Origin of the sequence: Aquabacter sp. (assembly GCF_965279295.1) — a bacterium.
Classification (GTDB): Bacteria; Pseudomonadota; Alphaproteobacteria; order Rhizobiales; family Xanthobacteraceae; genus Aquabacter.
Window position 1 is genome coordinate 28,596 of sequence record NZ_CBDIHQ010000012.1, and the last position, 25,320, is coordinate 53,915.

25 protein-coding genes are annotated in these 25,320 nt (G+C 65.2%); 11 read left to right on the forward strand and 14 right to left on the reverse strand.

The features are described from left to right. Position 1 precedes the first annotated feature (1 nt). Entirely contained in the window at positions 2 to 949 is a 948-nt protein-coding gene (locus ADADO0_RS05640; protein ID WP_511304127.1) for an MBL fold metallo-hydrolase, read from the reverse strand. Then, positions 946 to 2,337, reverse strand: coding sequence for a dihydroorotase (locus ADADO0_RS05645; RefSeq protein ID WP_511304128.1), 1,392 nt, complete (start codon positions 2,335 to 2,337; stop codon positions 946 to 948). The genes ADADO0_RS05640 and ADADO0_RS05645 overlap by 4 nt, the downstream gene beginning before the upstream one ends. Before the next feature lie 238 nt (positions 2,338 to 2,575). Between ADADO0_RS05645 and ADADO0_RS05650 the strand changes: the two genes are divergently transcribed. The 3 genes from ADADO0_RS05650 to ADADO0_RS05660 all read left to right on the forward strand — a co-directional run bounded on the left by ADADO0_RS05650 (position 2,576) and on the right by ADADO0_RS05660 (position 5,695). Next, the gene (locus ADADO0_RS05650) at positions 2,576 to 4,075 is read left to right on the forward strand and encodes an aminotransferase-like domain-containing protein (protein WP_511304129.1); all 1,500 of its coding nucleotides are present in this window, start codon (positions 2,576 to 2,578) and stop codon (positions 4,073 to 4,075) included. 64 nt (positions 4,076 to 4,139) lie between these two features. Then, positions 4,140 to 4,556: a RidA family protein gene (locus tag ADADO0_RS05655; RefSeq protein WP_511304130.1), complete on the forward strand. Its 417-nt coding sequence runs from the start codon at positions 4,140 to 4,142 to the stop codon at positions 4,554 to 4,556. An 80-nt stretch (positions 4,557 to 4,636) separates the two neighbouring features. Beyond that, positions 4,637 to 5,695 carry an ABC transporter substrate-binding protein gene (locus ADADO0_RS05660; RefSeq protein WP_511304131.1) on the forward strand — a complete coding sequence of 353 codons (1,059 nt, stop codon included), beginning with the start codon at positions 4,637 to 4,639 and terminating at the stop codon, positions 5,693 to 5,695. A 47-nt stretch (positions 5,696 to 5,742) separates the two neighbouring features. On the opposite strand, the gene ADADO0_RS05665 is transcribed toward ADADO0_RS05660, so the two are convergent. Then, the gene (locus ADADO0_RS05665; protein ID WP_511304132.1) at positions 5,743 to 6,417 is read right to left on the reverse strand and encodes a dienelactone hydrolase family protein; all 675 of its coding nucleotides are present in this window, start codon (positions 6,415 to 6,417) and stop codon (positions 5,743 to 5,745) included. Positions 6,418 to 6,569: 152 nt separating this feature from the next. Between ADADO0_RS05665 and ADADO0_RS05670 the strand changes: the two genes are divergently transcribed. From ADADO0_RS05670 to ADADO0_RS05685, 4 genes are all read left to right on the forward strand, one after another. Continuing rightward, positions 6,570 to 7,841 (forward strand): RidA family protein, encoded by a 1,272-nt coding sequence (locus ADADO0_RS05670; protein WP_511304133.1) that lies wholly within the window; start codon positions 6,570 to 6,572, stop codon positions 7,839 to 7,841. 69 nt (positions 7,842 to 7,910) lie between these two features. Beyond that, positions 7,911 to 8,696 (forward strand): ABC transporter ATP-binding protein, encoded by a 786-nt coding sequence (locus ADADO0_RS05675; protein ID WP_511304134.1) that lies wholly within the window; start codon positions 7,911 to 7,913, stop codon positions 8,694 to 8,696. Beyond that, positions 8,693 to 9,460, forward strand: a complete 768-nt coding sequence (locus ADADO0_RS05680) for an ABC transporter permease (protein WP_511304135.1) — start codon at positions 8,693 to 8,695, stop codon at positions 9,458 to 9,460. The genes ADADO0_RS05675 and ADADO0_RS05680 overlap by 4 nt, the downstream gene beginning before the upstream one ends. A 4-nt stretch (positions 9,461 to 9,464) precedes the next feature. After that, on the forward strand, positions 9,465 to 10,250 hold the full coding sequence (locus ADADO0_RS05685) for an ABC transporter permease (RefSeq protein WP_511304136.1): 786 nt from the start codon (positions 9,465 to 9,467) through the stop codon (positions 10,248 to 10,250). Positions 10,251 to 10,289: 39 nt separating this feature from the next. Here ADADO0_RS05685 and ADADO0_RS05690 read toward each other — a convergent pair whose 3' ends face one another. The 8 genes from ADADO0_RS05690 to ADADO0_RS05725 form a co-directional block, all read right to left on the reverse strand. Beyond that, the gene (locus tag ADADO0_RS05690; RefSeq protein ID WP_511304137.1) at positions 10,290 to 11,687 is read right to left on the reverse strand and encodes an aminotransferase; all 1,398 of its coding nucleotides are present in this window, start codon (positions 11,685 to 11,687) and stop codon (positions 10,290 to 10,292) included. 151 nt (positions 11,688 to 11,838) lie between these two features. After that, positions 11,839 to 12,801 carry a dihydrodipicolinate synthase family protein gene (locus tag ADADO0_RS05695; RefSeq protein WP_511304138.1) on the reverse strand — a complete coding sequence of 321 codons (963 nt, stop codon included), beginning with the start codon at positions 12,799 to 12,801 and terminating at the stop codon, positions 11,839 to 11,841. Between the two features lie 23 nt (positions 12,802 to 12,824). Continuing rightward, a complete protein-coding gene (locus tag ADADO0_RS05700) occupies positions 12,825 to 13,532 on the reverse strand; it encodes an ABC transporter ATP-binding protein (protein ID WP_511304139.1) in 708 nt (235 codons plus the stop codon). Further along, the gene (locus tag ADADO0_RS05705) at positions 13,525 to 14,262 is read right to left on the reverse strand and encodes an ABC transporter ATP-binding protein (protein ID WP_511304140.1); all 738 of its coding nucleotides are present in this window, start codon (positions 14,260 to 14,262) and stop codon (positions 13,525 to 13,527) included. The genes ADADO0_RS05700 and ADADO0_RS05705 overlap by 8 nt, the downstream gene beginning before the upstream one ends. Beyond that, positions 14,259 to 15,185 (reverse strand): branched-chain amino acid ABC transporter permease, encoded by a 927-nt coding sequence (locus tag ADADO0_RS05710; RefSeq protein WP_511304141.1) that lies wholly within the window; start codon positions 15,183 to 15,185, stop codon positions 14,259 to 14,261. The genes ADADO0_RS05705 and ADADO0_RS05710 overlap by 4 nt, the downstream gene beginning before the upstream one ends. After that, on the reverse strand, positions 15,182 to 16,060 hold the full coding sequence (locus ADADO0_RS05715; protein ID WP_511304142.1) for a branched-chain amino acid ABC transporter permease: 879 nt from the start codon (positions 16,058 to 16,060) through the stop codon (positions 15,182 to 15,184). The genes ADADO0_RS05710 and ADADO0_RS05715 overlap by 4 nt, the downstream gene beginning before the upstream one ends. Positions 16,061 to 16,074: 14 nt before the next feature. Then, positions 16,075 to 17,250 (reverse strand): ABC transporter substrate-binding protein, encoded by a 1,176-nt coding sequence (locus ADADO0_RS05720; protein WP_511304143.1) that lies wholly within the window; start codon positions 17,248 to 17,250, stop codon positions 16,075 to 16,077. Positions 17,251 to 17,301: 51 nt separating this feature from the next. Further along, entirely contained in the window at positions 17,302 to 18,198 is an 897-nt protein-coding gene (locus ADADO0_RS05725) for an amidohydrolase family protein (RefSeq protein WP_511304144.1), read from the reverse strand. Positions 18,199 to 18,287: 89 nt separating this feature from the next. Here ADADO0_RS05725 and ADADO0_RS05730 point away from each other — a divergent pair, with 89 nt between their 5' ends. The 4 genes from ADADO0_RS05730 (at position 18,288) to ADADO0_RS05745 (ending at position 22,001) form a co-directional block, all read left to right on the forward strand. Further along, positions 18,288 to 18,992 carry a GntR family transcriptional regulator gene (locus ADADO0_RS05730; RefSeq protein WP_511304145.1) on the forward strand — a complete coding sequence of 235 codons (705 nt, stop codon included), beginning with the start codon at positions 18,288 to 18,290 and terminating at the stop codon, positions 18,990 to 18,992. A 75-nt stretch (positions 18,993 to 19,067) separates the two neighbouring features. Then, positions 19,068 to 19,994 (forward strand): cation diffusion facilitator family transporter, encoded by a 927-nt coding sequence (locus tag ADADO0_RS05735; protein ID WP_511304146.1) that lies wholly within the window; start codon positions 19,068 to 19,070, stop codon positions 19,992 to 19,994. A 69-nt stretch (positions 19,995 to 20,063) separates the two neighbouring features. Further along, entirely contained in the window at positions 20,064 to 21,053 is a 990-nt protein-coding gene (locus tag ADADO0_RS05740) for a LysR substrate-binding domain-containing protein (RefSeq protein WP_511304147.1), read from the forward strand. 108 nt (positions 21,054 to 21,161) lie between these two features. Continuing rightward, complete coding sequence (locus ADADO0_RS05745) at positions 21,162 to 22,001, forward strand: aspartate dehydrogenase (RefSeq protein WP_511304148.1); 840 nt, start codon at positions 21,162 to 21,164, stop codon at positions 21,999 to 22,001. A gap of 3 nt (positions 22,002 to 22,004) precedes the next feature. Here ADADO0_RS05745 and ADADO0_RS05750 read toward each other — a convergent pair whose 3' ends face one another. From ADADO0_RS05750 to ADADO0_RS05760, 3 genes are all read right to left on the reverse strand, one after another. Next, a complete protein-coding gene (locus tag ADADO0_RS05750) occupies positions 22,005 to 23,543 on the reverse strand; it encodes an acetate--CoA ligase (protein WP_511304149.1) in 1,539 nt (512 codons plus the stop codon). Positions 23,544 to 23,548: 5 nt separating this feature from the next. Then, positions 23,549 to 24,424 carry an enoyl-CoA hydratase/isomerase family protein gene (locus tag ADADO0_RS05755; protein WP_511304150.1) on the reverse strand — a complete coding sequence of 292 codons (876 nt, stop codon included), beginning with the start codon at positions 24,422 to 24,424 and terminating at the stop codon, positions 23,549 to 23,551. A gap of 66 nt (positions 24,425 to 24,490) precedes the next feature. Beyond that, positions 24,491 to 25,267: an ABC transporter permease gene (locus tag ADADO0_RS05760; RefSeq protein WP_511304151.1), complete on the reverse strand. Its 777-nt coding sequence runs from the start codon at positions 25,265 to 25,267 to the stop codon at positions 24,491 to 24,493. Positions 25,268 to 25,320 lie beyond the last annotated feature (53 nt).

Here is a 25,320-nt window from a genome sequence, read left to right on the forward strand (position 1 = left end):
GTCATTTGTCTCTGAGATAGCGGTAGGCGGCGCGGATGTTGAGCGACATCCAGGCCTCATAGCGCTGAAGCTGGGCGTAGGCCGGCAGGCGCACGCGCGACACCGCTTCCGCTTCGCTCAGTCCGTCCTCCAGCGCCCGCGCGGTGGCGCCCCTGATGTCCTGCAACAGGGCGCGGAAGGCGTTGAGATCGGCGGGGCGGGAGAGCGGGCCGTGGCCCGGCACCAACGTATCGGCATCGAGCTGTTCCACCGCTTCCAGACGGGCGATCCAGCCGTCGAGATCGCAATCGCCGAACCAGGGCAGGCGGTTGGCGAACATCAGGTCGGCGAGGAACACGACGCCGACCTCCGGCAAATGCAGCACCACATCGCTGGCGCAATGGGCGGGCGGCCCGTCGATGAAGCGCAGCGCGCCCGCCAGGGGGGAATGGGACGCGGCTGCGTCCAGCGTGCCGGTGGGCACGCGCACCGCCATTCCGGCATCGTCCGGCCCGCTCATGCGCTGCCGGAACCAGTCGAAGTCGGGCGCGTCCGCCGGCACCAGCTCATGGAAATTGCCGCCGAACGCCAGCTCCAGCCGGGCGTCGAGATCGGCGATCTCCCAGCGCCCGCCGACCGGCGTTCCCAGCCGCGCGCGCAGGATGCGGCGGGTGGTGGCGTGGGCGAGGAGCGGCACGTCGGGGAAGGCCGCGGTGCCGGCCGCATGGTCGAGATGAAAATGCGACAGAACGAGCTGGCGCACCGGCAATCGCGTCTCGGCTTCCGCCTGTTGGCGCAGCAAGGCGCCCTCCCGCGCCGATTGCTGGGCGTCGAAGATCAGCAGCCCATCGTCCAGCGCGACGATGCCGGAATTGGAGGCCCCCGCCGCGCCGATGAAGGCGTGCACGCCGGGCGCCAGCGCGACCAGGCCCACCTGCGCGGCCGGGGACATGTGCAATGCGCGGTTCATTCCGCGCTTGCCGGCCAGCCATCGCCAGCCGGCGCGGTGCGCGGCAGGTAGCGGCCATTGGGTGCGCCGACGATCTCGCCGTCGCGCGCGATCACCACCCCGCCCTTGATGGTCATGACCGGCCAGCCGGTGAGGGCGTGGCCTTCGAACGGGGAGAAGTCCGACATGCCGCGCAGCGCCTGCGCGCTCACCACCTTCTCCAGCGTCGGGTCAACCACCACGAGGTCGGCATCCGAGCCCACCATGATCGTGCCCTTGCGGGGATAGATGCCGTAGGTCATGGCGGGCTGGCGCGTCGCCTTATCGATCAGGGTCTCAAGCGGAATGCCGTGGCGCCGACCGTGGTGCAGCAGCACCGGCAGATGCGTGCCAAGGACCGGCAATCCCGGCCGCGCGCCATGCAGGCCCGCCTCCGGCTTCTTGGTGGAGAGCGAGCGGGAGGTGTTGTCGGTGCCCAGCGTGTCGATCAGCCCGTCCCGCACGGCACCCCACAGCGCCGCGCCATGCGCCTTGGCGCGGATCGGCGGCACCATCTTCAGCTTGAAGCCGTTGGGGTCATCGCTGGAGAGGCCGAGATACGGCGTGGTGGTCTCGACGGTGATGTTCGCGCCCTCACGCTTCAGGGCGCGCACCGTTTCCACGCCCTCCTGGCTGGAGAGATGCACCACATAGAGATGCGCGCCGGCGACAGCGGCGAGATAGCTCGCGGTGCGGATGGCGAGGGCCTCTGCCTCGGGCGGGTGCGCCTCGGCCCAATCCGCCACGGTTCCCTCGGCCCGCCGCGCCTTCAGGGCGGCGCGGGCCTGATCGATCAGCGCGCCGGTCTCGCAATGGACGCAGGCCACCGCGTCCGGCCCGAGCGCGGCGACCGCGCGGAAGCCGTCCAGCAGGAAATCATCCCCCACGGGATCGAGCACGCCGGGCATACCGGACATGTAGAATTTGAACGAGCGGATGCCGTACTGCGCCGCGCATTCGGGGATTTCCGCGAGCTGCTGGGCGTTGAAGATCTGCGGGTGGAACACGCTGTCCACATAGCTCGTCTCGTCCATCGCCGCGCGAAACGCGGGGAGGTGGTCGAGATACGAATCCGGGATCGAGCGCAAAAATATGCCGATGGTGGTGACGCCGCCGAGCACCGCCGCCCGCGTCTCCGTGACGGTCTCTTCCTCGAAGCTGCGTTCGATGCCGATGTGGGTGTGAGGGTCAAACAGGCCCGGCAGAACCAGCCGGCCGCGCGCGTCGATCGCCTCCGCGCCGGGCGAGAGATGCTCGCCGATCGCGACGATGCGCCCCTCGCGCACGCCCACATCCGCGACCACCAGTCCGGTGCCGGGGATGACAAGCGTTCCCCCATGCACCGTCAGATCGAACTGTTCTGGAAGCATCGACCCAGATCCTTCGCTTTTGTATTGTTTTAAACAATACAAGAAATCGGCAAGCTAGGTTGCCTTCAATTCTTTACATATCAGAGATAATCCGCTTTTTCATATAGCCAGAGACTGAATTTTGTGCGCGAGATGACGAACATTTGTGCCGCCCATGACTCGCATGTGTTGCGATTGAGCAGCACAATAAAAATTGAACACAACAAGGTCGCCGACCACCCATGAGCGCAATCCTTCCATGAGTGCATTCGCCGAGATCACGACAAGCGAGGGCGCGACGCTGGGGCTTCGGCTGCTGCGGGACGCGCCGGTGCCGATGTTCGCGCAATTGCGCGAGCAGCTCGCCATGCTGATCGAGCGCGGCAGCATGTCGGCGGGCACCCGCCTGCCGACGGTGCGTGATCTCGCCCGCGCCCTGGGCGTCAATCCGCTGACCGTCTCCCGCGCCTATCGCGAGCTGTCCGAACGCGGTCTGGTGGCAGGCCGCCGCAGCGAAGGCACGATCGTGCTGGAGCGGGCTTCAACCGCCGCCGACCGCGCGAGCAGCGTCAACGGCACCCCGCACCCCGTGCTTGCCGAACGGCTGTACGAACTGAGCCGGGCGCCGGGTGTCATCTCCTTCACCTCCAATTATCCCCAGGTTGGCACGGCGGTGAGGGAGGCGTTCCGCACCGCCTTGCAGCGCGCGCAAGACACCGAGTGGGACAGCTATTTCCGCTATGAGACCTCGCTCGGCCGTCCGCGTTTGCGCGACGCCCTGGCCGAACTGCTGTCGCAGACCGGGATCAATGCCGAGCCCGCCAATATCATCGTCACTTCGGGCGGGCAGCAGGGCCTCGACCTTGTGGCGCGCACCGTGCTGCGGCCGGGCGATGCGGTCATCATGGAGCGGCCCACCTATTACGGCGCCGCCAATGCGATGATTGCCGCCGGTGCCCGCATCATCGAGATTCCGGTGGAGGCGGATGGGCCGGATATCGTGCGCCTGGAGCGCGAAATCGCCAGCCCCGATGTCGCGCTGATCTATCTCAACCCCACCTTCCAGAACCCCACCGGCATCACCACCAGCGAGGAGAAGCGGCGGCGCATCCTGGCGGCGGCGCGGAAGTTTCGCATTCCGGTGCTGGAGGACGACCACGCCAGCGAAATGCGCTTTTCCGGGGCCGCCGTGCCGTCCCTGTTCGCCCTCGCCGAGCCGGAGGACGAGGTGTTTCATGTGCGCGGGTTCGGCAAGAGCCTGCTGCCCGGCCAGCGGCTCGGCTTGGTGGTAACACCGCCGCGCCGCCGCGATGCGCTGGTGAAGGCCAAGGCCACCGCCGATCTGCACGGCCATGGGCTGATCCAGGAGGCGTTCGCGCATCTGCTGGTCGAGGGTCGCTACGCCTCGCTCATGGACGGCCTGCGCCGCGAGTATGGCGAGCGGCAGGCGATCCTGTTCGATGCCCTCCAGCGCGGCCTGCCGGACGGCGTTCCCGTATCCAGGCCGGAAGGCGGCCTCAGCCTCTGGATCGGCCTGCCCGAGCAGGCCGATCTGTCTGAGCTTTACTTCCGCGCGGTGCGCAGAGGCGTCGCCTTCCTTCCAGGGGAAGCCTTCTTCACCAGCCGGCCGGAGCATCATTTCGTGCGGGTGAGCTTCGGGCTGGTTCCGCGCGACCAGTTGGCGGAGGGCGCGGAACGCCTGTGCGCGGTGGTGCGCGACCTCGCCTTGGGCAGCACACGCAGTGCCTTTCTCATCTAGCGCATACGGCTCTGCCGTTGGTCGGCGGGCCTTGAGCAAAACCACACCTTCGGAGGCGATCACGATGACCGAAAAAGAAATCATCCAGCCGCGCGGCATGGCGGAAGCCGTCGGGCCGTTCTCGCGCGCGATCCGCGTCGGCGACCACCTGTACATCGCCGGCACCACCGCGCTCAGCCACATCTCGGGGGACTATTACGAACGCTATGTGCCGCCCGGCATTGAGGCGCAGACGCGGCTGACTCTCGACAACATCAAGCTCTGCGTGGAAGCAGCGGGCGGGACCATGGACGACATCTTTAAGGTCGTGATCATGCTCAAGGACCCGGCCGATTACACCATGATGAACCGGGTGCGCGGCGAGTATTTCCAGAAAGAACAGCCCATCAGCACCTGCTTTCGCGCAGAGGTGATGCGCGACGACATCCTGGTCGAAATCGAGGCCATCGCCCTGCTGCGCAACCGCGCGCCGGCGGCCTGACGAACCCGCCCGTCCTGAATTCCAACCGGCCGATACAGGCCGGGCACTTCAAACCACCTTCCAGACACCAGAGGGCCAGAATGACCATCCCCCCCTTCGCAAATATCTCCGCCCCCAGCCGCCGCACCCTTCTGAAAGCCGGCGCCTTCCTCGCCGCCGCGCCGCTGATCGCACGGGTACCGACACCTGCGTTCGCCGCGCCGGTCACGATCCGCTTCGCCACCGCCGGCGGTGTCGGGCCGAGCGAGCCGCAGACCATGGTGTTCTCGGATGAACTGAAGAAGTCGGGCGTGCTGAAGAATTACGGCAAGGACTACACGGTTGAATTCATCAACACCCGCAACGCTGCCGAAGGCGTTGCGCTGCTTGCAGCCGGGCAGGCGGACATCGCCGCCGCCGGCTTCGTCAATCTCCTGACGGCGGTGCGCAAGGACGCGGTTCCCGGCGGCATCTCTGTCATCGCCGATCTGTTCCAGGACGGCCGGCCGGGCTGGGCGTCCAACTCCTTCTTCGTGCTGGACGACAGCTCGATCAAGACGGTCCAGGACCTCAAGGGCAAGGTGATCGGCGTGGTGGCGTTCGGCACCCCGCTGCACATGGCGCTGCAAGTGGTGCTGAAGAAGGCCGGCCTCGACCCCAAGACCGATGTGAAGATCGTGGAAGTTTCATTCCCCAACATGGGCCCGGCCCTGCGGGAGAAGCGCGTGGACGCCGGCAGCCTGGTCAACCCCTTCATGGCGTCCGAGCAGGCGAAGGGCGGGGTTCGTCCGCTGTTCAATTACGGCGACGCGTTCGGCCCCATGTCGGTTCTGGTGCAGGCGGCGCGCAACGACTTCCTGAAGGCCAATGGCCCGGCGGTGAAAGCCTATCTCGCGGATTATGTGGCCGGCACCAACTGGCTGCTCGATCCCGCGAACCAGAAGGCGGCGGGCGGCATCGGCGAGCGTCTGGCGAAGGCGCCTGAGGGCTCCATGTCCTATTTCGGCACCAACAAGGACTATTTCCGCTCCAAGAACGGTTGCCTCGACGTGGCGCTGATCCAGGGGCCGATCGATTCCGTGATCAAGGCGGGCATCTTCGAGGGCACCTTTGATGCCTCCAAGATCATGGACCTCAGCTACCTGCCGCAGGCTTGCTGAGTCCCGACAGATCGAGCCGGGGAAGGGGAGGCGCTGTTGCGCCTCCCTCAGCCCAGGTTGAGCCCGAACAGGCGGGCGGTGCGGTCGTTGGCGAGCGCGGCGCTCTCCGCATGGAACGCGGCCCGCTCGTCACAGGCAAACCCGTGGTCGCCCTCATAGATGAACAGTTCGACCGACGTTCCCGCAACCTTCTCGGCGATGACCGCCACCTGATCCAGCGAGACCACATGATCGCGTTCGGCGAAATGCATCAGCACCGGACAGGCCGGCCGCTCGTCGGCGAAGGCCAGGATCTGGGTGCCGTAATAGCAGGAGGCGGCGCTGATGCCGGGAATGCGCGTGGCCGCCAGCCAGGCGATGGTCCCGCCCCAGCAATAGCCGATGGCGCCCTTGGGCTTGTCGGCATCGAGCCGCGCGACCGCTGCGCGTGTGTCCAGCAGAACCTCGTCCCAGCCGATGCTTTCGCGCAAATCGCGCCCCTTCAGGCCATCCTCGAGGGCGTATCCGAGCTGGAGATTTCGCGAGATGCGATCGAACAGGGCGGGAGCAACAACGTGATATCCCAGCCGCGCATAATGATCGCAGCGGCGGCGGATATAGCTGTTGAGCCCGAAAACCTCCTGCAGCAGAACCAAACCGCCGCGCGTGTCCTTCTCGGGAATCGCTTCATAAGCCTCGAAAACATGACCATCAGCGCTTTTCAGTTCGATCATCTGGCCCATCAACAACCCTCCTCTGAAGAACGCGACCACACATGCCCGACACGAATGGGGATTGACAACACAAATATCAAACATGCGATGAAATTTATAACATCTAGGTTTGTTAGAAATTCGCTTTCCCGCCTGCAGCTTGCCTGCCCCCGGAGCCTTGCATGACCCGTCGCCGCCTTCTGCCCCCCGGCATGCCGATCCCCTCGCCCGATTTCTCGCCCGGCATCGCCTACAAGCATTGGGTGTTCGCGTCCGGCCTCATGGCGAGCGACTACCGCACCGGCCTGCTCCCCGACGCGCGGGGCAACCCGGCGATCCCGTTGGCCGGGGAGGGGCAGCACATGCGCGAGGCCCGCGCTTTGCTCACCAGCCTCGATGCGGTGTTGGCGGAGGGTGGTGCACATCTGGCGGATGGCGTGCGGATCGACCAGTTCCCCGCCAGCCGCGCGGTCATGGATCCCTACCAAAGCGTCCGCAGCAGCATGATCCCGGCGCCCCGGCCGAGCAGCCAGTCGGTGCATATCGATGCCCTGATGGTGCCGCAGGCGAGCATCCAGGTGGACATGCTCGCGGTCGCTCCGGGTCACGGCATCGCCATTGAGGCGATCAACAGCGATGCGGTGCCATCGCCGCTCGGGTTGTTCACCCAGGCCAGCAAGGCCGGGGACTATGTGTTCCCCGCCGGCCAACTCGCCACAGACTGGCGCAGCGGCCTGGCGCCGGAGGTGCGGGGCACGGCGTTCCACTGGGGCAACAACCAGGTGGAGCGCGAGACCCGCTATATTCTCCGCAATATCGGCCTCACCCTGGAGGCCGCCGGCTCCAGCTTGCAGAACATCGTCAAGGCGCAGGTCTATCTCACCAACATTGAGGACCTGCCCCGCGTCGACCGCGTCTGGCGCGAGGTGTTCCCCCTCGATCCCCCGGCCCGCACGGTGTTCCCGGTGCACAGCCTCGGGGTGGTCGGCACCAGCATCGAGATCAATGTGGTGGCCGTCACCAATTCCGGCAACGCGCGCAAGGAGGTCATCACCACCGAGCGCGCCCGCAAGCCGGTGTTCCACGAATCCCAGGCGGTGCGCGCGGGCGACTTCCTGTTCCTCTCCGGCCTGATGGCCGCCGACGCCGACGGCCTGATCGAGGCCGCGCGGGTGAACCCCAACTATCCCTACGCCACCGAGAGCGCGGCGATCCAGGCCGAGGCGATCTTCACCGACGCCCATGCGCTGTGCGAGGCGGCAGGGTGCCGGCTCTCCGATGCGGTGCGGATGACCACCATCCACACCGACCTCAGGGAGGCGGCGGCGGTCGAGCGGGTCCGGCGGTCCTACTTCCCCGACGGCCTGCCCGCGACGACCACGTTCCAGGTGCCGGGCGCCCTGTCGATTCCGGGCTGTTCGTTGCTGGTAGATCTATGGGTTGGCGCTGCATGACACAGGTCGATCTAGCGCCACATCCACACGCACATCCACACGCGGCACTGACGAACAGCGGCAATTGAGATGGCCAATCCCAGAATTGAAATCCGCAATCTAACCAAGCGCTTCGGCACCGACGGCTCGGTGAAGGCGCTCGACGACGTCAATTTGACCATCGAAAAGGGCGAGTTCGTCTCCATCGTCGGCCCCTCTGGCTGCGGGAAAAGCACGCTTCTCTATATGCTCGGCGGCTTCGTGGAACCGAGCGAAGGAACCCTCGCCGTCAACGGCGTGACGGTGACCGGGCCGGGGACGGATCGCGGCATCGTGTTCCAGGAATATGCCCTGTTTCCCTGGCTGACGGTGTTCGACAACATCGCTTACGGCTTGATTCAACAGGGAATTCCAAAAGACCGCTATATCCCGACCGTGGAGCGCTACATCGGGCTGATCGGGCTCACCGGCTTCGAGAAGCGGTATCCCCGCGAACTCTCCGGCGGCATGAAGCAGCGCGTGGCACTGGCCCGCACCTTCGCCTACGAGCCGGACGTGCTGCTCCTCGACGAGCCTTTCGGCGCCCTTGATGCCCAGACCCGGGAAGTGATGCAGGACGAGCTTCTGCGGCTCTGGAGCAGCTCCCAGAAGACCGTGCTGATGGTCACGCACGATGTCGCGGAATCGGTCTATCTCTCCGACCGCGTCTGCGTGATGTCGAAGCGGCCGGGGCGGATTCTCACCGAATTCAAGGTCGAGCTGGACCGGACCCTCAGCCGTGAGGAACTGGTTTTATCGCCGCAATTCAACACCTTACGCAATGAAGTGTGGCTCGCCTTGCGCCATGAAGTCTCCAGCAGCGGCGCACCAAGATGAGCTGGCGCTCGACGTTCTCCAACGCCATTCCCCTGCTTGCCCTTGCCGCCCTGTGGCAGGCGGCGAGCATGAGCGGTCTCGTCAATCCCGACTTCCTGCCCTCCCTGCAACGCATTGCCCGTGCCACCGCCGACCTCTTCACCAATGAGAACCTGCTGGGCGATCTTCGTGCCACCGTGGTGAGCGCCGGCGTGGGCGTTGTGGTGGGGTGTGCCCTCGGCATTCCCCTGGGGGCCGGAATGGCGCTTTCTCAACGGTTTGAGGCCATCCTCGATCCCGTGATCAAGTCCACCTACTCCCTGCCGAAGACCGCGCTGGTGCCGCTGCTGATCCTCTGGATGGGCATCGGCGGGCTGACCAATATCCTCACGGTCGCCTTCGCCTGCCTGCTGCCGATCATCATCTACACCTATCACGGGGTGCAGGGCGTTCCCCGGACCACGGTGTGGAGCGCCCGCGCCATGGGCACCCCCGCGCACCTCATGATATGGCGCATCTACATCCCCTCCGCCCTCCACGCCATTCTCGTGGGCGTGCGCCTCGCGGTGAGCCTTGCCTTCGTTCTGGCGGTCGCCACCGAGATGATCGTCGCCAATGCGGGGCTCGGTAAGGCCATGTTTTTATACGGAGAAAATGGCGCCTACGACTATATGTTCGGCGCCGTTCTCGTCACCGTCCTCGCCGCCTTTCTGGCTGATCGGCTGACGGTTCTGATCGGAAATCACCTGCTGCGCTGGGCCGACCCCCAGCAGAGACTGGGATAGCCCCATGGCCCACATGACCAGGGATCGCGCCATCAATCTCGGCCTGTCCATCGCCACGGTGGTGGCTATATGCGGGATCTGGGAGGCCTCCAGCCGCCTCGGCTGGACCCGCCCGGCCTTCCTGCCAGGGCTTTCCGCCATCCTCACGGAATCGGTCCGCCTGACGCGGGAGGGCGAACTGTTCGCACCCCTGGCCCTCAGCCTCTACCGCGCCGCCGGCGGCCTGTTGTGGGCGCTCATCATCGGCGTGCCGCTCGGCTTCGCCATGGCGCGGACGCGCGGCCTCGACTGGTTCTTCTCGCCGCTCGTGGCGGTCGGCATGCCCGCGCCGAAGATCACACTGCTGCCGGTCTTCATCCTGTGGTTCGGCATCGACAGTATCTCCAAGATCATCCTGGTTGCCTTTACCTGCGTCTTTCCCATCGTGGTCGCCGCGCGGGAGGGCGCAAAGACGGTGCCGACGACGCAGATCTGGGCGGCGCTGGCCATGGGCACCAATCGCGGCCGGCTACTGCTCAGGATCATCCTGCCCGCCGCGCTTCCCTCTCTGCTCAGCGGCGTGCGCGTCTCCATCCCGCTCGCTTTGCTCACCGCCTTCACCGCTGAGATGGTCGGCGGCGGCGGCGGTATCGGTGGCTTGCTCACCACCGCACGACGGCTTTTCGAGACCCCCACGGTGTTCGTCTACATCATCGTCATGGGCATCGTCGGCTACGTGCTTGACGCGGCATTTCTGCTGTTCCGCCAACGTGTTCTGCACTGGAACGCGGAACACTCCGGCAAGACTTAAGGTCCATTCCCATAGGTCATGCTCGCTGGGACGGGACGGTCACAGCGACAAGGGCATCTCGCTCGCCAACGCCTCCGCCACATCGTCCAGGCCCAGAGCAAGCCGGTCGATCAGCAGATCTATTTCAGCCTCGCTGATGATCAGCGGCGGGCAGAGCGCGATGGTGTCGCCGATGGCGCGCACGATCAGCCCGCGCTTTTCTGCGGCATCCGCCCAGAGCCGTCCGGCGCCCTTGGCCGGGGGGAAGAATTCGAGAGGCTCCCGGGCGCGCACCAGTTGCACCCCGGCCAGCAAACCAAGGCCGCGCACCTCTGCGACATGCGGGTGATCCCTGAAGCGCCGCCGGAGCCCGCCGAGGAAGGCATCTTCCAGCCGGCGCACCCGCGCGGGGATATTCTCTTCCTCATAGATGGCGAGGGCCTCCAGCGCGACGGCGGCGGCAACCGGATGTCCGGAATAGGTCATGGTGAGGCCGAACACGCCCAGTTCGCCGCTCTGGCGCATCATGGCGTCGAATATGCGCTCGCTCACCATCACGGCGGAGATCGGGATATAGGCGCTCGACAAGGCCTTGGCCGCGACAAGCATGTCCGGCCTGAGCCCCATTGTGGCGGAGCCGAACATGTCGCCGATGCGCCCGAAGGCCGTCACCACCTCGTCGCAGACCAGCAGGATGTCATGGGCCTTCAGCAGAGCCTGAAGACCCTCAAAATAGCCCTCCGGCGGCACGATCACCCCGCCGGCCGCCAGCACGGGCTCAGTGAAGAAGGCGGCAATGGTTTCCGGGCCCTCGCGCAGGATTATCGCCTCGACGTCCGCGAGCAGGCGCCGAGCGAACGCCGCCTCGCTCTCTCCGGGCCGGCCCTCCTTGAGAAAATCCGGGCAGGCGACGTGGAGAAAGCCATCCAATGGCAGGTTGAAGCGCGCGTGGGCGTAGCCGACGCCGGAGAGGCTGGCGGTTGCGATGGTATTGCCGTGATAGGCCTGGGAATGGGCGAGGAATTTGCGCTTTTCCGGCTGCCCCACCGCGTTCCAGTAATACCAGGCCATGCGGGCGGCGCAGTCATTGGCCTCCGAGCCGGAATTCGCGAACCAGACCCGGGCCATGGGGACGGGCGAGAGGGCGAGCAGCTTTTCCGCCAACTCCACCACCCGCTCGTGTCCGCGATGGTTGGTCAGGTGATAATAGGCCAGCGTCTCCATCTGCCGGGCCGCCGCCTCCACCAGCCGCTTTTGCCCGTAGCCCAGCGCCACGCACCAGAGGCCGGACATGCCCTCGATATATTCGTTCCCATGCACGTCCGTGACCCAGACGCCCCGTCCGCTCTCGATAACCGTGGGGCCGCGCTCCTGGTGGACCTGGAGATTGGTCAGGCCATGGATGACGGACCGTCGGTCGCGCGCCTCTATGGAGTTGGGAGCGGTATCTTCGGTCATGCTTGGCGTCTCCCTGCGGAGGCTCCTCTTCGCGGAAGCCTCGTGGCGCTGCGCTTCCATAGACCGGAGGCACCCGGAGCCAAAGCGAAACGGCGGCCACCGTCCCGACTTTCACCGAGAGGCAGAAGTCGGGACCGGCTGAGGCTGAGACCTATTCGGCGGCGTTGCCGAAGGCCTGGTGTGTGAGCATGCCGGCCGCGTTGAGTGCCCGGGAGAGGCGGTCGATTTCGGCGCGCGGCAGCTTCATCAGCGGCGGACGGACCACCGCCTTGTCGAGCTTGCCCAGCAGGACGAGGGCCTCCTTCATGCGGTTGTGCATGTCCACGAACGGCGGCGCATAGAATGCTTCCTGCATGGGATAGAGCCGGTCGTTGACCGCTTGTGCGGCTTTAAGGTCGCCGGCCTGGACGGCGCGGAACAGCGCCACCTGAAGCTCGGCCACCACGCTGCCGGCACCCGAAAGCAGGCCCTTCGCGCCCGTGGTGAGCGAAGACATGAGCCAGGCGCTGTGGGTGGTGAGCACATTCACCGGGCGGGGCAGGTTCTGGAAGGTGCGCACATGGCGCTCGTGGAGCACGGGATCGCCGCTCCAGTCCTTGATGGCGCGGATCGTTGGCACGCGCTCGAACAGCTTCAGCAAGGTATCGAAGGGATACCCCAGGCTCGAACGCGGATACTGGAACACGATGATCGGCAGGTCGGTGGCATCCGCAATGCGGCTGAAGTGCGCCAGTGCCATCTCCGGCCTCAGATGCGCTTCCAGGCCGAAGCATTGGGAGGGGAACACCAGCAGCGCCGAGGCGCCGGCTCGGTCGGCCATGGCGGCGATGCGGGCCGCTTCCTGGCTACCGTCGGCATAGACGCCGTTGATGAGGGGGACCTTGTCGCCCACTTCGTCTACCGAGAACTCCAGAATGCGCCGCTGTTCCTCGAACGTGCAGGCGTGGACCTCGGAGGCATGACCGTTGACGGTCACGGCGGTGACGCCGTCGACAAGCGCGCAGTCCCGCAGATGGCTGCGGGAGGAGGCTTCGTCGATGGAGAGGTCGTCGTTGAAGGCCAGCAGGGTGGCGGGTATCACGCCTTCCGGCACATAATCCTTGAAGCGTCCCATGTGCGTGTCCTCGTTGTTTTTGGTTAGGCCAGGCTCAGGAAGGCCTCAACGAACTTCGGGTCTTCCAGAAGGCTTTCCGTGGAGCGGGCCATCATCACGCGGCCGCTCTGGAGCACATAGATGCGGTCGGCGATGGCGGTGGCGAGCTTCGCGTTCTGCTCCGATAGCAAGATCGTCAGGCCCTCGGCCCTCAGCGCCGCCAGCGTGCGGCCGATGTCCTGGATGATCAAGGGTGCAAGGCCGATGGAGGGTTCGTCCAGCATCAGCAGGCGCGGCGCCGCCATCAGTCCCGCGCCGATGGCGACCATCTGCTGCTGCCCGCCGGACATGGTGCCGGCGAGTTGACGGCGTCGATCGCGCAGGATGGGGAACAGGGCGAACACGCGCTCCATGCGGCGCGTCACTTCCGCCTTGTCGCGGCAGAGATAGGCGCCCATGAGCAGGTTCTCGTGTACCGACATCATGCCGAAGATGCCGCGGATCTCCGGCACCAGAACCAGCCCGCGCGCGAGGCGCTCGTCGGCCGGCACGCCCGCCAGCGGCGCGCCCTCAAAGGAGAGGCTACCGCCGGTCGGATCGACGATGCCGGCCACCGCGTTGAGCAGGCTCGTCTTGCCTGCGCCGTTCGGCCCGATGATGCCGACGATTTCCCCCGACTTCACCTCCAGGTCGACTTGATCGACCGCGAGGAATTCGCCGTAGCGGATGGTGAGGTCCTTGATCTCAAGCATGGCCGGTCCCGAGATAGGTCTCGATCACCGCCTTGTCCTTCAGAACCGCCTGGGGCGTGTCGTCCATCAGCTTGTTGCCGTTGACGAGCACCACCACGCGGTCCGCAAGGCTGGTGATGACCTTCATCGTATGTTCGATGATGAAGATGCCGAACTCCTGGCGCAGCGATTGGATCAGCGCGATCATGGCGCGGATTTCCTCCGGGTTCAGTCCGCCCACCGGCTCGTCCAGCATGATCAGCTTGGGCCGGGCGACAAGGCGGGTGGCAAATTCCAGCCGCCGCCGGTCATACAGGCCCAGGGCGCTGGCAGGCGCGTCCGGTTCCACCTTAAGTCCGACCCGCTCCAGCGCCGCCGTCATGCGCTCCTCGCCCTCGGCGGTGGAAATGGTGTGCCCGAGCAGGCCGTTCAGCACGTTGTCGCGCACCGTGAGCGTCTCAAAGATGCGCACGGCCTGGAAGGTGCGGGCGATGCCGGCCCGCGCCATCCTATGCTGGGGAAGCGAGCCGAGGTCGATGCCGTCGAGGCGGATCTGGCCGGTGTCGCGCTTCAACGCGCCTGTGACGACGTTGACGAATGTGGACTTGCCGCTGCCGTTCGGGCCGATCATGCCGATCAATTCGCCGCGCCGCTGGATCACCGAGACGTCGTTCAACGCCTTGAGGCCGCCGAACCGTTTCGACACGCCCTGGGCATCCAGCAGGATGTCGTTCATGGCAGCATCGCTCATGACCGCGTCCTCCGCTTCAGCAGATAGCCGTAGATGCCGGACGGCAGGTACATGGTGACGAGGATGATGGCGAGGCCGTAGATCACGTCCTTGAGCCAAGTGTATTGCTGGAGAAAGAACGGCAAGGGCGCGAGAATGAGCGCGCCGAGCAGCGGCCCGATCAGCGTCGCCCGCCCGCCCATGGCGGCCATCAGCCAGATGTTCAAGCTGACCAGCACATCGAAGGCGCGCGGCGAGACGAAGCCGACGTAATACGCATAAAGGCCGCCGCCGATCCCGGCGATGAACGAGGCGATGGCGAACGAGATGGTGCGGTTGAGTGTGACGCTGACCCCCAGCGCGCGGGCCAAGTCCTCATCCTCTCGGATGGCGATGAGCGAGGCACCGAAGCGCGAGCGCATGATGAGCCAGACGACGCCGACCACGCCAATCACGAACCCGCCGAGCAGGCACTCGATCCAGGGCGAGGGGAGCACGGCACCGAAAAAGGTCGGGCGCGGGATCGAGGCGATGCCGGTATCGCCATTGGTGAAGCGCGGGAAATAGACGAAGGCGATGCTCATGGCCGACTGGATGACGAGGCCGGAGAGCGCGAAATAGAAGCCGCGCAGCCGGATCGCCGGCAGCGAAAGCAGCACGCCGACACCCGCCGCCAGAAGGCTGCCCAAAGGCAGCGCCAGCCAGAAGGAGAGGCCGCCGAACATGGAGAGGTTCGCCGTGGCATAGGCGCTGATACCGGCGATGCCGGCATAGGTGAGGGGGATCAGGCCGGTGTAGCCGTAGAGCAGGTTCAAGCCGCTCGCGAGCAGCATGTGGATCAGCGTGATGCCGACGATGAACACCAGGAACTGGTTGTCGCCGGCCGTGAACAGCACGACCAGCGGCGCCAGGATGACGAAGGCGATGGCGATGGCGCGGTTCATCGGGCGAACAATCCGCTCGGGCGCACGAACAGCATGCCGAGCATGGCCAGGAGATAGGCGAAGGTGGCGATGGTGGGGTCGGCGATAACGCTGACGATCGCCTGCGTGAAGCCGAACACCAGCCCGACGCAGAGCGCGCCGACAATGCTGCCCGGCCCGCCCACGATCATGATCGCGAAGGTGATGAGAGACATGGTCCAGCCAATGGAAAGGTCGAGCGCGTAGGCGAGCGAGTAGAGGATGCCGCCGGCGGTGGTCACCATCGTGCCGAGCACGAAAGCGAAGCGGTAAATGCGCGGCGTGTTGATGCCGCGCAGCCGCGCGACGTCGCGGTTCTGGAATACGGCGCGCAGCGCCCGGCCGATGCGGTGCATGCGCAGGAACACGATCAGCCCGACCAGCACCAGCGCCGCCAAAGCGAAGGCGATGGCGCGGGCATTGGAGATCGGAAACGGCTCCAGCACCAGGAAGCCGGTGACGGGCGGCACGATCTGGAACGTGTCGGTCATCTTGCCGAACGTGCCCGTGTAGACCCCGGAGAGGATCTGGGCGAGGCCCAGCGTGATGATCAGATAGCTGATGTTGCGGTCCTTCAGCGGATAGAAGTGCCGCAGCACCAGCCGCTCGGTGGCGAACGCGAAGGCCGCCACCGCGAGGAAGGTGAGAGGGACCGCAACCCAGATGGGCCACTCGAGGGAGGTGCCGAACAGCCAGAACAGCAGCCCGGCTCCAAGGAACACCTGCCCGTTCGCCGCCTGCGGCAACAGGATGGTTCCATGGATCAGCGACAGCCCCGCCGCGATGACGGAAAAGATGGTCCCGACCAGCAAGCCGGAGGTGATGACCGAGACCGTTAGAAGCAGAAACTCATCCATTGCGGCGGCTGGCCTCAGGGCGCGAGGTCATAGACCGGGAGCACTTCCGGCGACCATTCGATGTAATTGATCTTGGCTGCCGTGAAATCGTCCTTGGAGACGTCCTTGATCTGCTGGAGATACATGTATTCCATGCGGGCGCCGTTCTTATCGAACACGATCGGAATGCCAGTGGTGATCTCTTTGGTGTTGATGGTGGAGAGCGCCGTGCGGATCGCGTCGCGGGTGGTCGCGCCCTTCTCCACTATCTCCTTCAGCAGATAGACCGTGGAGTAGCAGTAATTCTCCACATAGCCAGGCGCGTAACCTTTCGCCTTGCGGAAGTTCTGCACGAACTTCTTGCCGGTGTCGGTCAGGGTATCGAGGTTATGGTCGAAGAAGGTGCCGAAATAGGAGCCGACCGAACGCGGGCCCCAGCTCAGCACCTGCTTGGTCGAGCCGTAGGGGTGATAGATCTGGTCCGGCTTGAAGCCCACGTCGAGAAGCTGGTTGGTGAGCGTCACATCGAACGCGCTGCCGCCGGCGACGATCACATAGTCCGGCTTCTTGGCGCGGATCTGCGCCACCTGCACGGTGGCGTCGGATGCGCTCTGCGGGAACACGATCTCGCTGACGATCTTCAGCCCGTCCTTCTCCGCCTGATACTTCAGGCCGGCGAGGATCGCCCGGTGCACGGCGAAGTCGTTCATGATGATGCCAATGGTGGCGCCCGGCTTAAGGGTGCTCAGGAATTTCACCGCGGCGTAGCCCCAGCCAACGGCGTCGGGCTCGATGCGGAAGGTCTGGGCGGTGCCGGGCCGCGTCAGGCGCGGGAACGCCGCCACGGGCACGAGGAATGGCACCTTGTTCTCTTCCGCATAGCCGTAGACGGCCAGCGAGGTGTCCGCGTTGGTCGGCCCGCTCAGCATGGTGACCTTCTCCTGCGTGTCGAGCGCGCGGGAGACGGCGGCGGCCTGGGCGGGATTGGTCTGGTTGTCCTGGACCACCAGTTCGATGATCTTTTTGCCGGCATTCACCTCGCCTTCCGCGAGCCGCGCCGCGTCCAGGCAGGCATTGCCGAAGAAGGTCCAGGGGCCGGAAAGCTCGCTATTCCAGCCGACGCGCAGCGGGGTCTGGGCAAGGGCGGGTGATGCGGCGAGAACGGCAGCGATCAGCGTGCCGCAAAGCGGCGCGGCCTTGAAGTAAGCCATGGTTTCCTCCCAAATATTCCAGCCTTTTGGCCAGTCGTTTTTGTGTTCAGGTCAAAGCTTATAGATGCGCACGGCATTGTCGTGCAGCACCGCGCGCTGCTGCGCGGCGGGCAGGTGGGCGAGCGCGTCGCGGTGCGCCTGCGCCAACGAGGCGTAGTCGGTCCAGAGCTTCTCCACCGGGAAGTTGCTGCCGAACAGGCATCGCTCCGCGCCGAATATCTCCACCGTTTCGCGAACGATGGGATTGATGACGGAAGGGTCCACCGCATGGACGAAGGTGCCGAGACCCGAGAGTTTGGATACCACGTTCGGCTGATCGGCGAGGCGCTTCATGCCCTCCCGCCACGCGGCCCAACCGGCCGGCGAAAGGTCTTCCAGCATACCGGCATGCTGTAGCACCAGGGTGGTTTGCGGGAACAGCTTCGCGAAGGCGGCGCCGTCTGCCATCTGCCCGGTGAAAAGCTGGATATCGAACGAGAAATCGTAATCGGCGAGGCGCGCGAAGTTACGCTGCCAGACGGGATCGTTCATCTGGTCCGGCCGGCTGGCGAAGCGGTATTGCGGGTTCTCGTGCCAGTGGATCTGCTGGCGGATGCCGACCACACCTTTGATGCGGGACAGCGCCGCCAGCGTATCTGCGGCATCCTCGCTGCCAAGATCGGTATAGGCGACCGTGGCGTGCGGCCAGCCCTCGTTCGCCTGCGCAACATCACGCACCCATTCGGCCTCGGGCACGGCGCCGCCAGCGGGCCAGTTGGTTTGCACATAGACCGACTTCACGGCACCCGCGCCTTCTGCATCGGCCCGGAATTCCGCGATGTCGTAGTCACGGCGGATCGAATCATAGGGACCGAAGATGCGTGGCACGGCCGGGCCGGAGAGCCAGGAAAGATCGGCGAGGCGCCAGATGTGATGATGCGAGTCAACGAGAGGGCACGCGTCCGTCATCCAAATCCTCCCATTGTTTTTTTGAACGATATCCCTGATTTTATCTTCGTCAAACTATTTTCGAAAATACGACACGGGGCGGCCAGCGAATGACGGCGAGCGGTGAACGGTCCGGAACCCTGGCGGATGTCGCTTACGGGCGCATCCTGAAGGCTATCACCGTGGGCACGCTGAAGCCCGGCCAGCGGGTGCGGTTCGAGGACCTGCGCGAATTGTGCCAGACCAGCATCTCCCCGGTTCGCGAGGCGCTCACTCGGCTGACCGCAGAAGGACTCACCACGCTTGAGGGCCATCGCGGCTATCGCGTTTCGCCGCTCTCGCTGACGGATCTGTGGGACACGGTGCGCACCCGCCAGTTGATCGAGGGCCGGGCAATCCGCCTCTCCGTGGAACTGGGGGACGAAGCTTGGGAGGCAGGCCTTGTCAGCGCCTTCCACCTCATCTCGCGCTGGCAGAAGGCGCACCCGCAGCGTCCCTCGGCCGAGAATCACGATTGGCATTTGCACCATGTTCGCTTTCACCAGGTGCTGATCGCCGCGTGTGGCTCACCTCTGCTTCTGGGCTTCTGCGAGACGTTGGCGCAGCGCGCCGAGCGTTATCGCCGTTTGTCGCTCGGTGCTCCCTATGAGCGGGACATCGGGCGGGAACATGCGGCGATCTATGAGGCGGCAATTGAACGCGACGCCGGCGCAGCGGAGCGGCTGCTTTGCTTCCACTATGAGCAGACGGCGCGGGCGCTGGAATCCATCGTCGTGGTGGCGGAGGTGGGAACCTCGGGCGAATTGTCGTTGTAGGCGGCACACATCTGGCCCTAATGAAGTCGGCCGACGCCCTTTGGTGCCTGGTGCACCGGCCTCGCGAGGTCATCCATGAATTCCGAGCAAGGATTGCTGCGCATCTCCATCATCGCGACCGTCTGCGTCGCGGTTTTTGGAATAATCTTCGGAATCCTTTCCCGCTCATCCTCCATCACGTTCGACGGAATTTACGCGCTGGCGGATGCCAGTATGAGTTTCCTCGCCCTCATCGTGGCAAAGCTCATCGCCGGATTTTCAGGAAGCTCTGCGTCGAGCGGCCGCCTGAAGGCCCGGTTCTCCACCGGCTTCTGGCACCTTGAACCCATCGTGCTCGGTCTCAACGGCACGCTGCTTATCGCGGTGGCCACCTATGCCTTGATCGACGCGGTCATCAGCATTCTGCGTGGCGGGCACGAGTTGGAATTCGACTTTGCGATTTTCTATGCGGTCATCACCCTCGCCGTCTGCACGGCCATGGCCGTGATAGCGACCCGAGCCAACCGCACACTGCACTCTGATTTCGTTGCGCTGGACGCAAAGGCGTGGGCCATGTCGGGCGGCATCACGGCGGCGCTGCTGGTGGCGTTCTCCATCGGCGAACTCGTCACCAACACGCCGGCCGCCTGGGTGAGGCCCTATGTGGACCCTGCGGTTCTGGCCCTCGTGTGCCTCGTCATCATTCCGCTGCCGATATCGACCGTGCGGCAGGCGCTGGCGGATATTCTGCTCATCGCGCCGCGCGGCCTGACCGAGCATGTCCATGCCGTCGCGCGCGGTTGCGTCCAGCGGTACGGCTTCCTCTCCTATCGGCTTTATATCGCGAAGGTGGGACGGGCGAAGCAGATCGAAATCTACTTCATTGTCCCGCCCGGCCTTGCGCCACAGACGGTTGAGTATTGGGACCGGGTTCGCGACGATATTGGCGGCTGGATCGGAGACGAGGGGCCCAATCGCTGGCTCACCATCGCTTTCACGGCCGACCCGGCATGGGCGGAGTAGCTGGGATCGCTGGCGATCACTGGCTAGAAGAGGGGAGGCGCGGGCGGCCTTTCATGCCATAATTCGATAATGAGAAAGGCCAGACTGCTCCCGCCCCTGCTATCGCTGCGCGCGTTTGAAAGTGCGTCCCGGCATCTCAGCTTCAGCAAGGCGGCGGACGAACTCTCCGTCACCCAAAGCGCAGTCAGCCGTCACATCCGCAATCTCGAGATATTCCTCAACCGGCGGCTGTTCATCCGCCAGGGCCGCTTCGTCGTACTCTCGGAGCATGGAAAAGCTTATTTCGACAGAGTTTCAGCCGGGCTTTCGATCATCGAAGACGCGACCACGGCTCTGGTCGCGCGCAGCCGATCCTCGGTTCTGACCGTGGACGTGCTTCCTACCCTCGGGATGCGGTGGCTGGCGCCGCGCCTGCATAAATTCTCTCAGAATTTTCCCGCCGTCGAGCTGCATCTCATCACCTCCATCGAACCCGTCAGTTTCGATTCGGGACCTGCGGACGTCGCAATCCGGGTGGGCCAGCCAAAGACCGCGGACGTGCCGCGCCGCGAGGATGGCGGCGGCGATCTGCGTGCCAGGATCGACCTTGAAATGATCGATGACTGGGAGGGCGTGCACCACCAGTTCCTGTTCCCCGACACTTTGGTGGCCGTCTACAATCCGGAGTTCATCTCACCACCCGCCTCTCCCGCAGGGCTGAGCCAGTCCACGTTGATCACCACGGCGACGCGCGCTCATGCCTGGGAGGATTGGTTGCGATCGTGCGGCATCCAGAATTTCAAGCCCAAGCGAATGCTCTCGTTCGGCCACTTTTTCATGTCCCTTGAGGCGGCTTTGGAAGGCCGTGGCATCGCCATTCTCCCGGAGGTCTTGATCGAACCCGAGATCGCATCCGGCAAGTTGCGCATTCTGTTCCACAAGGCGGAGAGCGATGGCGGCTATTATCTCCTGTTCCCCAAAATCACCGGTTCGGAGCAGAAGGTGGCGAACTTTCAGCAGTGGATTTCGCGCGCCGCTGCCGAGTACCGGCGCGAACGCGAGGGCGCGGGGGATGAATGAGGTCAGAGCATCGATAGCGGCTGAAAAGTCATTTGTGCCGCGTCGTTCGCACTCGTATTCCAAGCTTTGTTTTCAGTCTTGGTTGAAGCTGTTTTCCGGAGTGCGAAGGTGAATACTGATCAGTCGTCCACCCCCTTTGCACGCGGCGCTCTGAAGGTCGGCATCGCCGGGCTCGGCACCATCGGGAAGGCGGTGGCGGAGCGCCTGATACGTGGAATGCCCGGCCTTTCCCTGACCGCCATTGCGACGCGCAACACGGCTGCGGCGGAGCAGTTCCTGCGTGAGCGCCACGCTGAAGCGATCCTCACCGATCTTCCCGGATTGGCGCCGCTCTGCGACGTCATCATCGAAGCCCTTCCGGCTGCCGCGTTCGATGCGGTTGCCGAGCCTGCCCTGAAGGCGGGGCGCACGTTCATCGTCATCAGCGTTGGGACGCTGTTGGCGCGGCCGGGGCTGGAGGAACTGGCGGCCCGGCATGGCGGGCGTATTGTCGTCCCCACCGGCGCGCTGCTCGGCCTCGATGCGGTGCAGGCGGCCGCCCAGGGCGAAATCCATTCCGTGCGGATGGTCACGCGCAAGCCGCCACGAGGCCTCATGGGGGCGCCCTATCTCGTTGCAAACAACATCAACCTTGAAGGGCTCGTCGCGCCCTTGAAGGTCTATGAGGGCTCTGCCCGCGAGGCGGTGATCGGCTTTCCCGCCAACGTGAATGTTGCAGCCGCCCTGAGCCTCGCGGGCATCGGGCCGGACCGCACGACGATCGAAATCTGGGCCGACCCCGCGCTGGAGCGCAACCACCATGCCATCTTCGTCGAGAGCGATAGCGCGTCGTTCTCCATGGAGATCAGCAATATCCCCTCGGAAAACCCCAAGACCGGCCGCATCACCGCGCTGAGCGTGATCGCCGCGCTGAGGAAGCTTCAGGCGCCGATCAGCATCGGCACCTGAAGCTCACGCGAGGCTGCGGCGGGCGATTTCCGCGCGCTGCGTCTTGCCGTTCACATTCTTTGGTAACTCGTCCCATACAGCAACGACGTGCGGGAGCTTGAAGGGGGCGATGCGCCCGCCAAGGGCGCTGCGGATCGCCGCCGCATCGAAGCTGTCCCGGCTCGCACCCGCACGGGGCACCACCGCCGCGCCGATGCGGTGGCCGATCTCCGCGTCGGGAATGGGGAAGACGCATGCCTCCTCGATTGTGCCGAGACCGAGCAAGGCATCCTCGACCTCGCGCGGCGCGATTAGTACGCCCTTGCTCTTGAAGCAGTCGTCGGCACGGCCGAGCACGAAGACAAAGCCCTCGTCATCCATGCGCGCGAGATCGCTGGTCACGTACCAGCCATTGCGCAGCGAGGCTTGCGTGCGCGCTTCGTCGCCGAGATAGCCGAGGAAAAGGCCGGGATAGGCCGCATCGAACGCCAGAAGCCCCGTTGTATCAGGGGGCAGGGGTTCGTCGTGCTCGTCAAGAATGGCTGGTCCGGCACCCCAGGCCTTGCCCACCGAGCCGTCGCGCACCGGCACATCAGGGCCGAAGCCGAGGACCATCTGGATTTCGGAGATGCCGTAGTGTTCGAACACCGGGCAACCGATGCGCTTTTCCCATTCCGCGCGCACCGCCGCTTCCAGCGGCTCGCCGGTGGAATTCACGCCGCGCAGGCTGGAGAGGTCGAAGCCCGCCTCGATGCCCGGACTGCCGAGAATGCGCCGATAGAGCGTCGCGACGCTGTACAGCAAGGTCACCCGGTATTTCGCGATGGCAGCGAGAATGCGCTCCGGTGACGGCCTGTCCTCCAGCACCGCGCCGGGAATCCCATTGAGGAGGGGGAACAGCACATTGTGTCCCAGCGCGCTCACGAAGCTCCATTCCCCGGTGGCGAGCGCCACATCGTCGGGTCTGACGGGGATGCGCGCGCGGTTGGCCGCGCCGAGCGCCGAGAGCCAGCGGTGCGCGTGCACGACGCCTTTTGGCTGACCGGTGGTGCCGGATGTGAAGACGACGAAGGCGGGATCGTCCGGCGTCACGGCATGCGTCGGTGCGGGCACCGTGTCGACCTCTTGGCCAGCGCCACTCCGCAGGCCGGCGCGCGAGACGATGAGGCGTGGCACCCCGGCGAACCACGCCTCCGGTTCGTCCGCCCACTGCGCCTCGCTGCACAGGATCGCGACTGGCTGCGAAACGCTGATGATGTGGGCCAGTTCACTTGATCCGAACTGCGAGTTCTGAAGCACCGGATTGGCGCCGATCCGCACGATGGCGAGAAACGCCGCCGCGAACTCCATCGAATTGGTGAGCCGCACCAGCACACGCTTTCCCGCCCCGATGCCCTGTGACCGAAGCTGCCCGGCGAGGCGCGCGACCAAGTCCTGTAACTCGGCATTGGTGACCGGGCCGGCGGCGGTGTGAAAGGCGGTGCGGGCTTGCGCCCCGGCGGCCCGCCCAGGGGCCAGGGCCTGCTCGGCCAGATTGGCGGCGATGTCGGGTGCGTTCGTCATGGTCATCACCGGTAGGAGGGGCCGCGATAGACCGGCGGGCGCTTTTCGAGAAAGGCGCGGATGCCTTCCCGGCAATCGCCGGTCCGGGTGATCTCCATCACCGCATCGAGTTCCGCCTGCGCGCCCTCGGCCGACTTGTTGTGGTCCCAGTAGCGGCGCACCAGGGACTTGGCGTGGCGGACCGAGAGGTGGGGCGCGCGGGCGATACGGCCGGCGATGCGCAGCACATCCTCCATCAGCGTCTCGTGCGGGTAGACCCGCTCCACAAGGCCGATCCGTTCTGCCTCGGCCGCATCGATGATTTCGCCGGTCAGGATAAGCTCCATCGCCCGGCCGATGCCGACCAGCTTCGGCAGATTGCGCGCACCGCCGGATTCCGGGATGAAGCCCGCCGGCACCGCGACCTCGCCGAGGCGCGCACGGTCGGAGGCATAACGCATGTCGCAGGCGGTCGCGAGTTCAAGGCCGATGCCGACCGCCGGGCCATTGATGGCGGCGATGGTGATCGGCTTCAGCTCCTCCAGCTTGCGGATGGCGCGCTGGATCACGACGTGCCTGAGGTCGTTGAAGAAATAGTTCGCAAGGTCGCTATAGGCGCCGAACGCTCCGAAATCGTGGTCCTCGTCCAGCGCGCCAAGAGGCCCCGCTTCGGTCTTGAGGTCGCCGCCCGCGCTGAAGCCCCGGCCTTCGCCGGTGATGACGACGACGCGAATGGACTCATCCTGGGCGATCTGGTCCAGCAGCAGATCCAACTCCACGCGCATGCGCACATCGATGGCGTTGAGCGCCTCCGGGCGATTGAGGGTGAGGATGGCGATCGAGGCGGCTTCGCCTTCGCCGGGAGAAACCACGTCCCATTTCAGGGTCTTATGCTTGAACATCGCCTTGCCTTTCATGGTGCGGCCGGCTGGAGCGCGGGATAGCCCGCCCTCCGTCCGGCCGAGCGGCTATCCCGCCTGGATCTGTTTGCGCCATCGGAAGCAGCGCTTCTCTATTGTGTCGAAGAGAAGCACCTCCGCGAGGAGCATGATCAGGATCACGCTGACGCTCCAGGCGAACACTTCGGGTGTATGCAGAAGGTCTACGGACTGCTTGAGCTTGAAGCCGACACCGGACGGCGAGCCGAGCGCCTCCGCCACCAGCCCAACGCGCCAGCCGAACCCTGCTGCGAGGCGAAGCCCTGCAAACAAGGACGGAAGGACCGCCGGCAGGATGACCTTCCAGATCACCGACAGTGGCGAAAATCCCATGCTGTTCGCCATCTGCACGAGATCCGCATCCACCGCGCGCACCGCGTCTCGCGTATTGACCGCAAGCAGCGGGGCGGCGGTCATCGCGATCACGAACACCGTCGCGCCGTCGCTCAGCCCAAACCATAAGACGCCGAGCACGGCCCAGATCGCAGAGGAGGTCGCGGAAATCGCCGGCAGCGCTGCACCGAACAGGTTTTGGGCCGCGCGAGACAGCCCCACAGTGATGCCGAACGGTACGCCGATGACGGCACCGGTGATGACCCCCAGGATCACCCGCCGCAACGACACTCCAAGCTCGGACCACAACTCGCCGGACGCGGAGAGGCTGCGCAGCGACGCCCATGTGGCGCTGGGCGAGGGCATGAGCAGCGGATCGATGTGGCGTGCCGCCAGACTCCAGACGGCAAGCAGCAGAGCCGGGAGGAAGACCCAGCCCAAATAGCGGTTGCTCAGGAAAGTCTTCCCGGACATCACGGATCGAGCCGGTCTTTCAGACACGGGCACCATTGTGCGGACGGACGGAA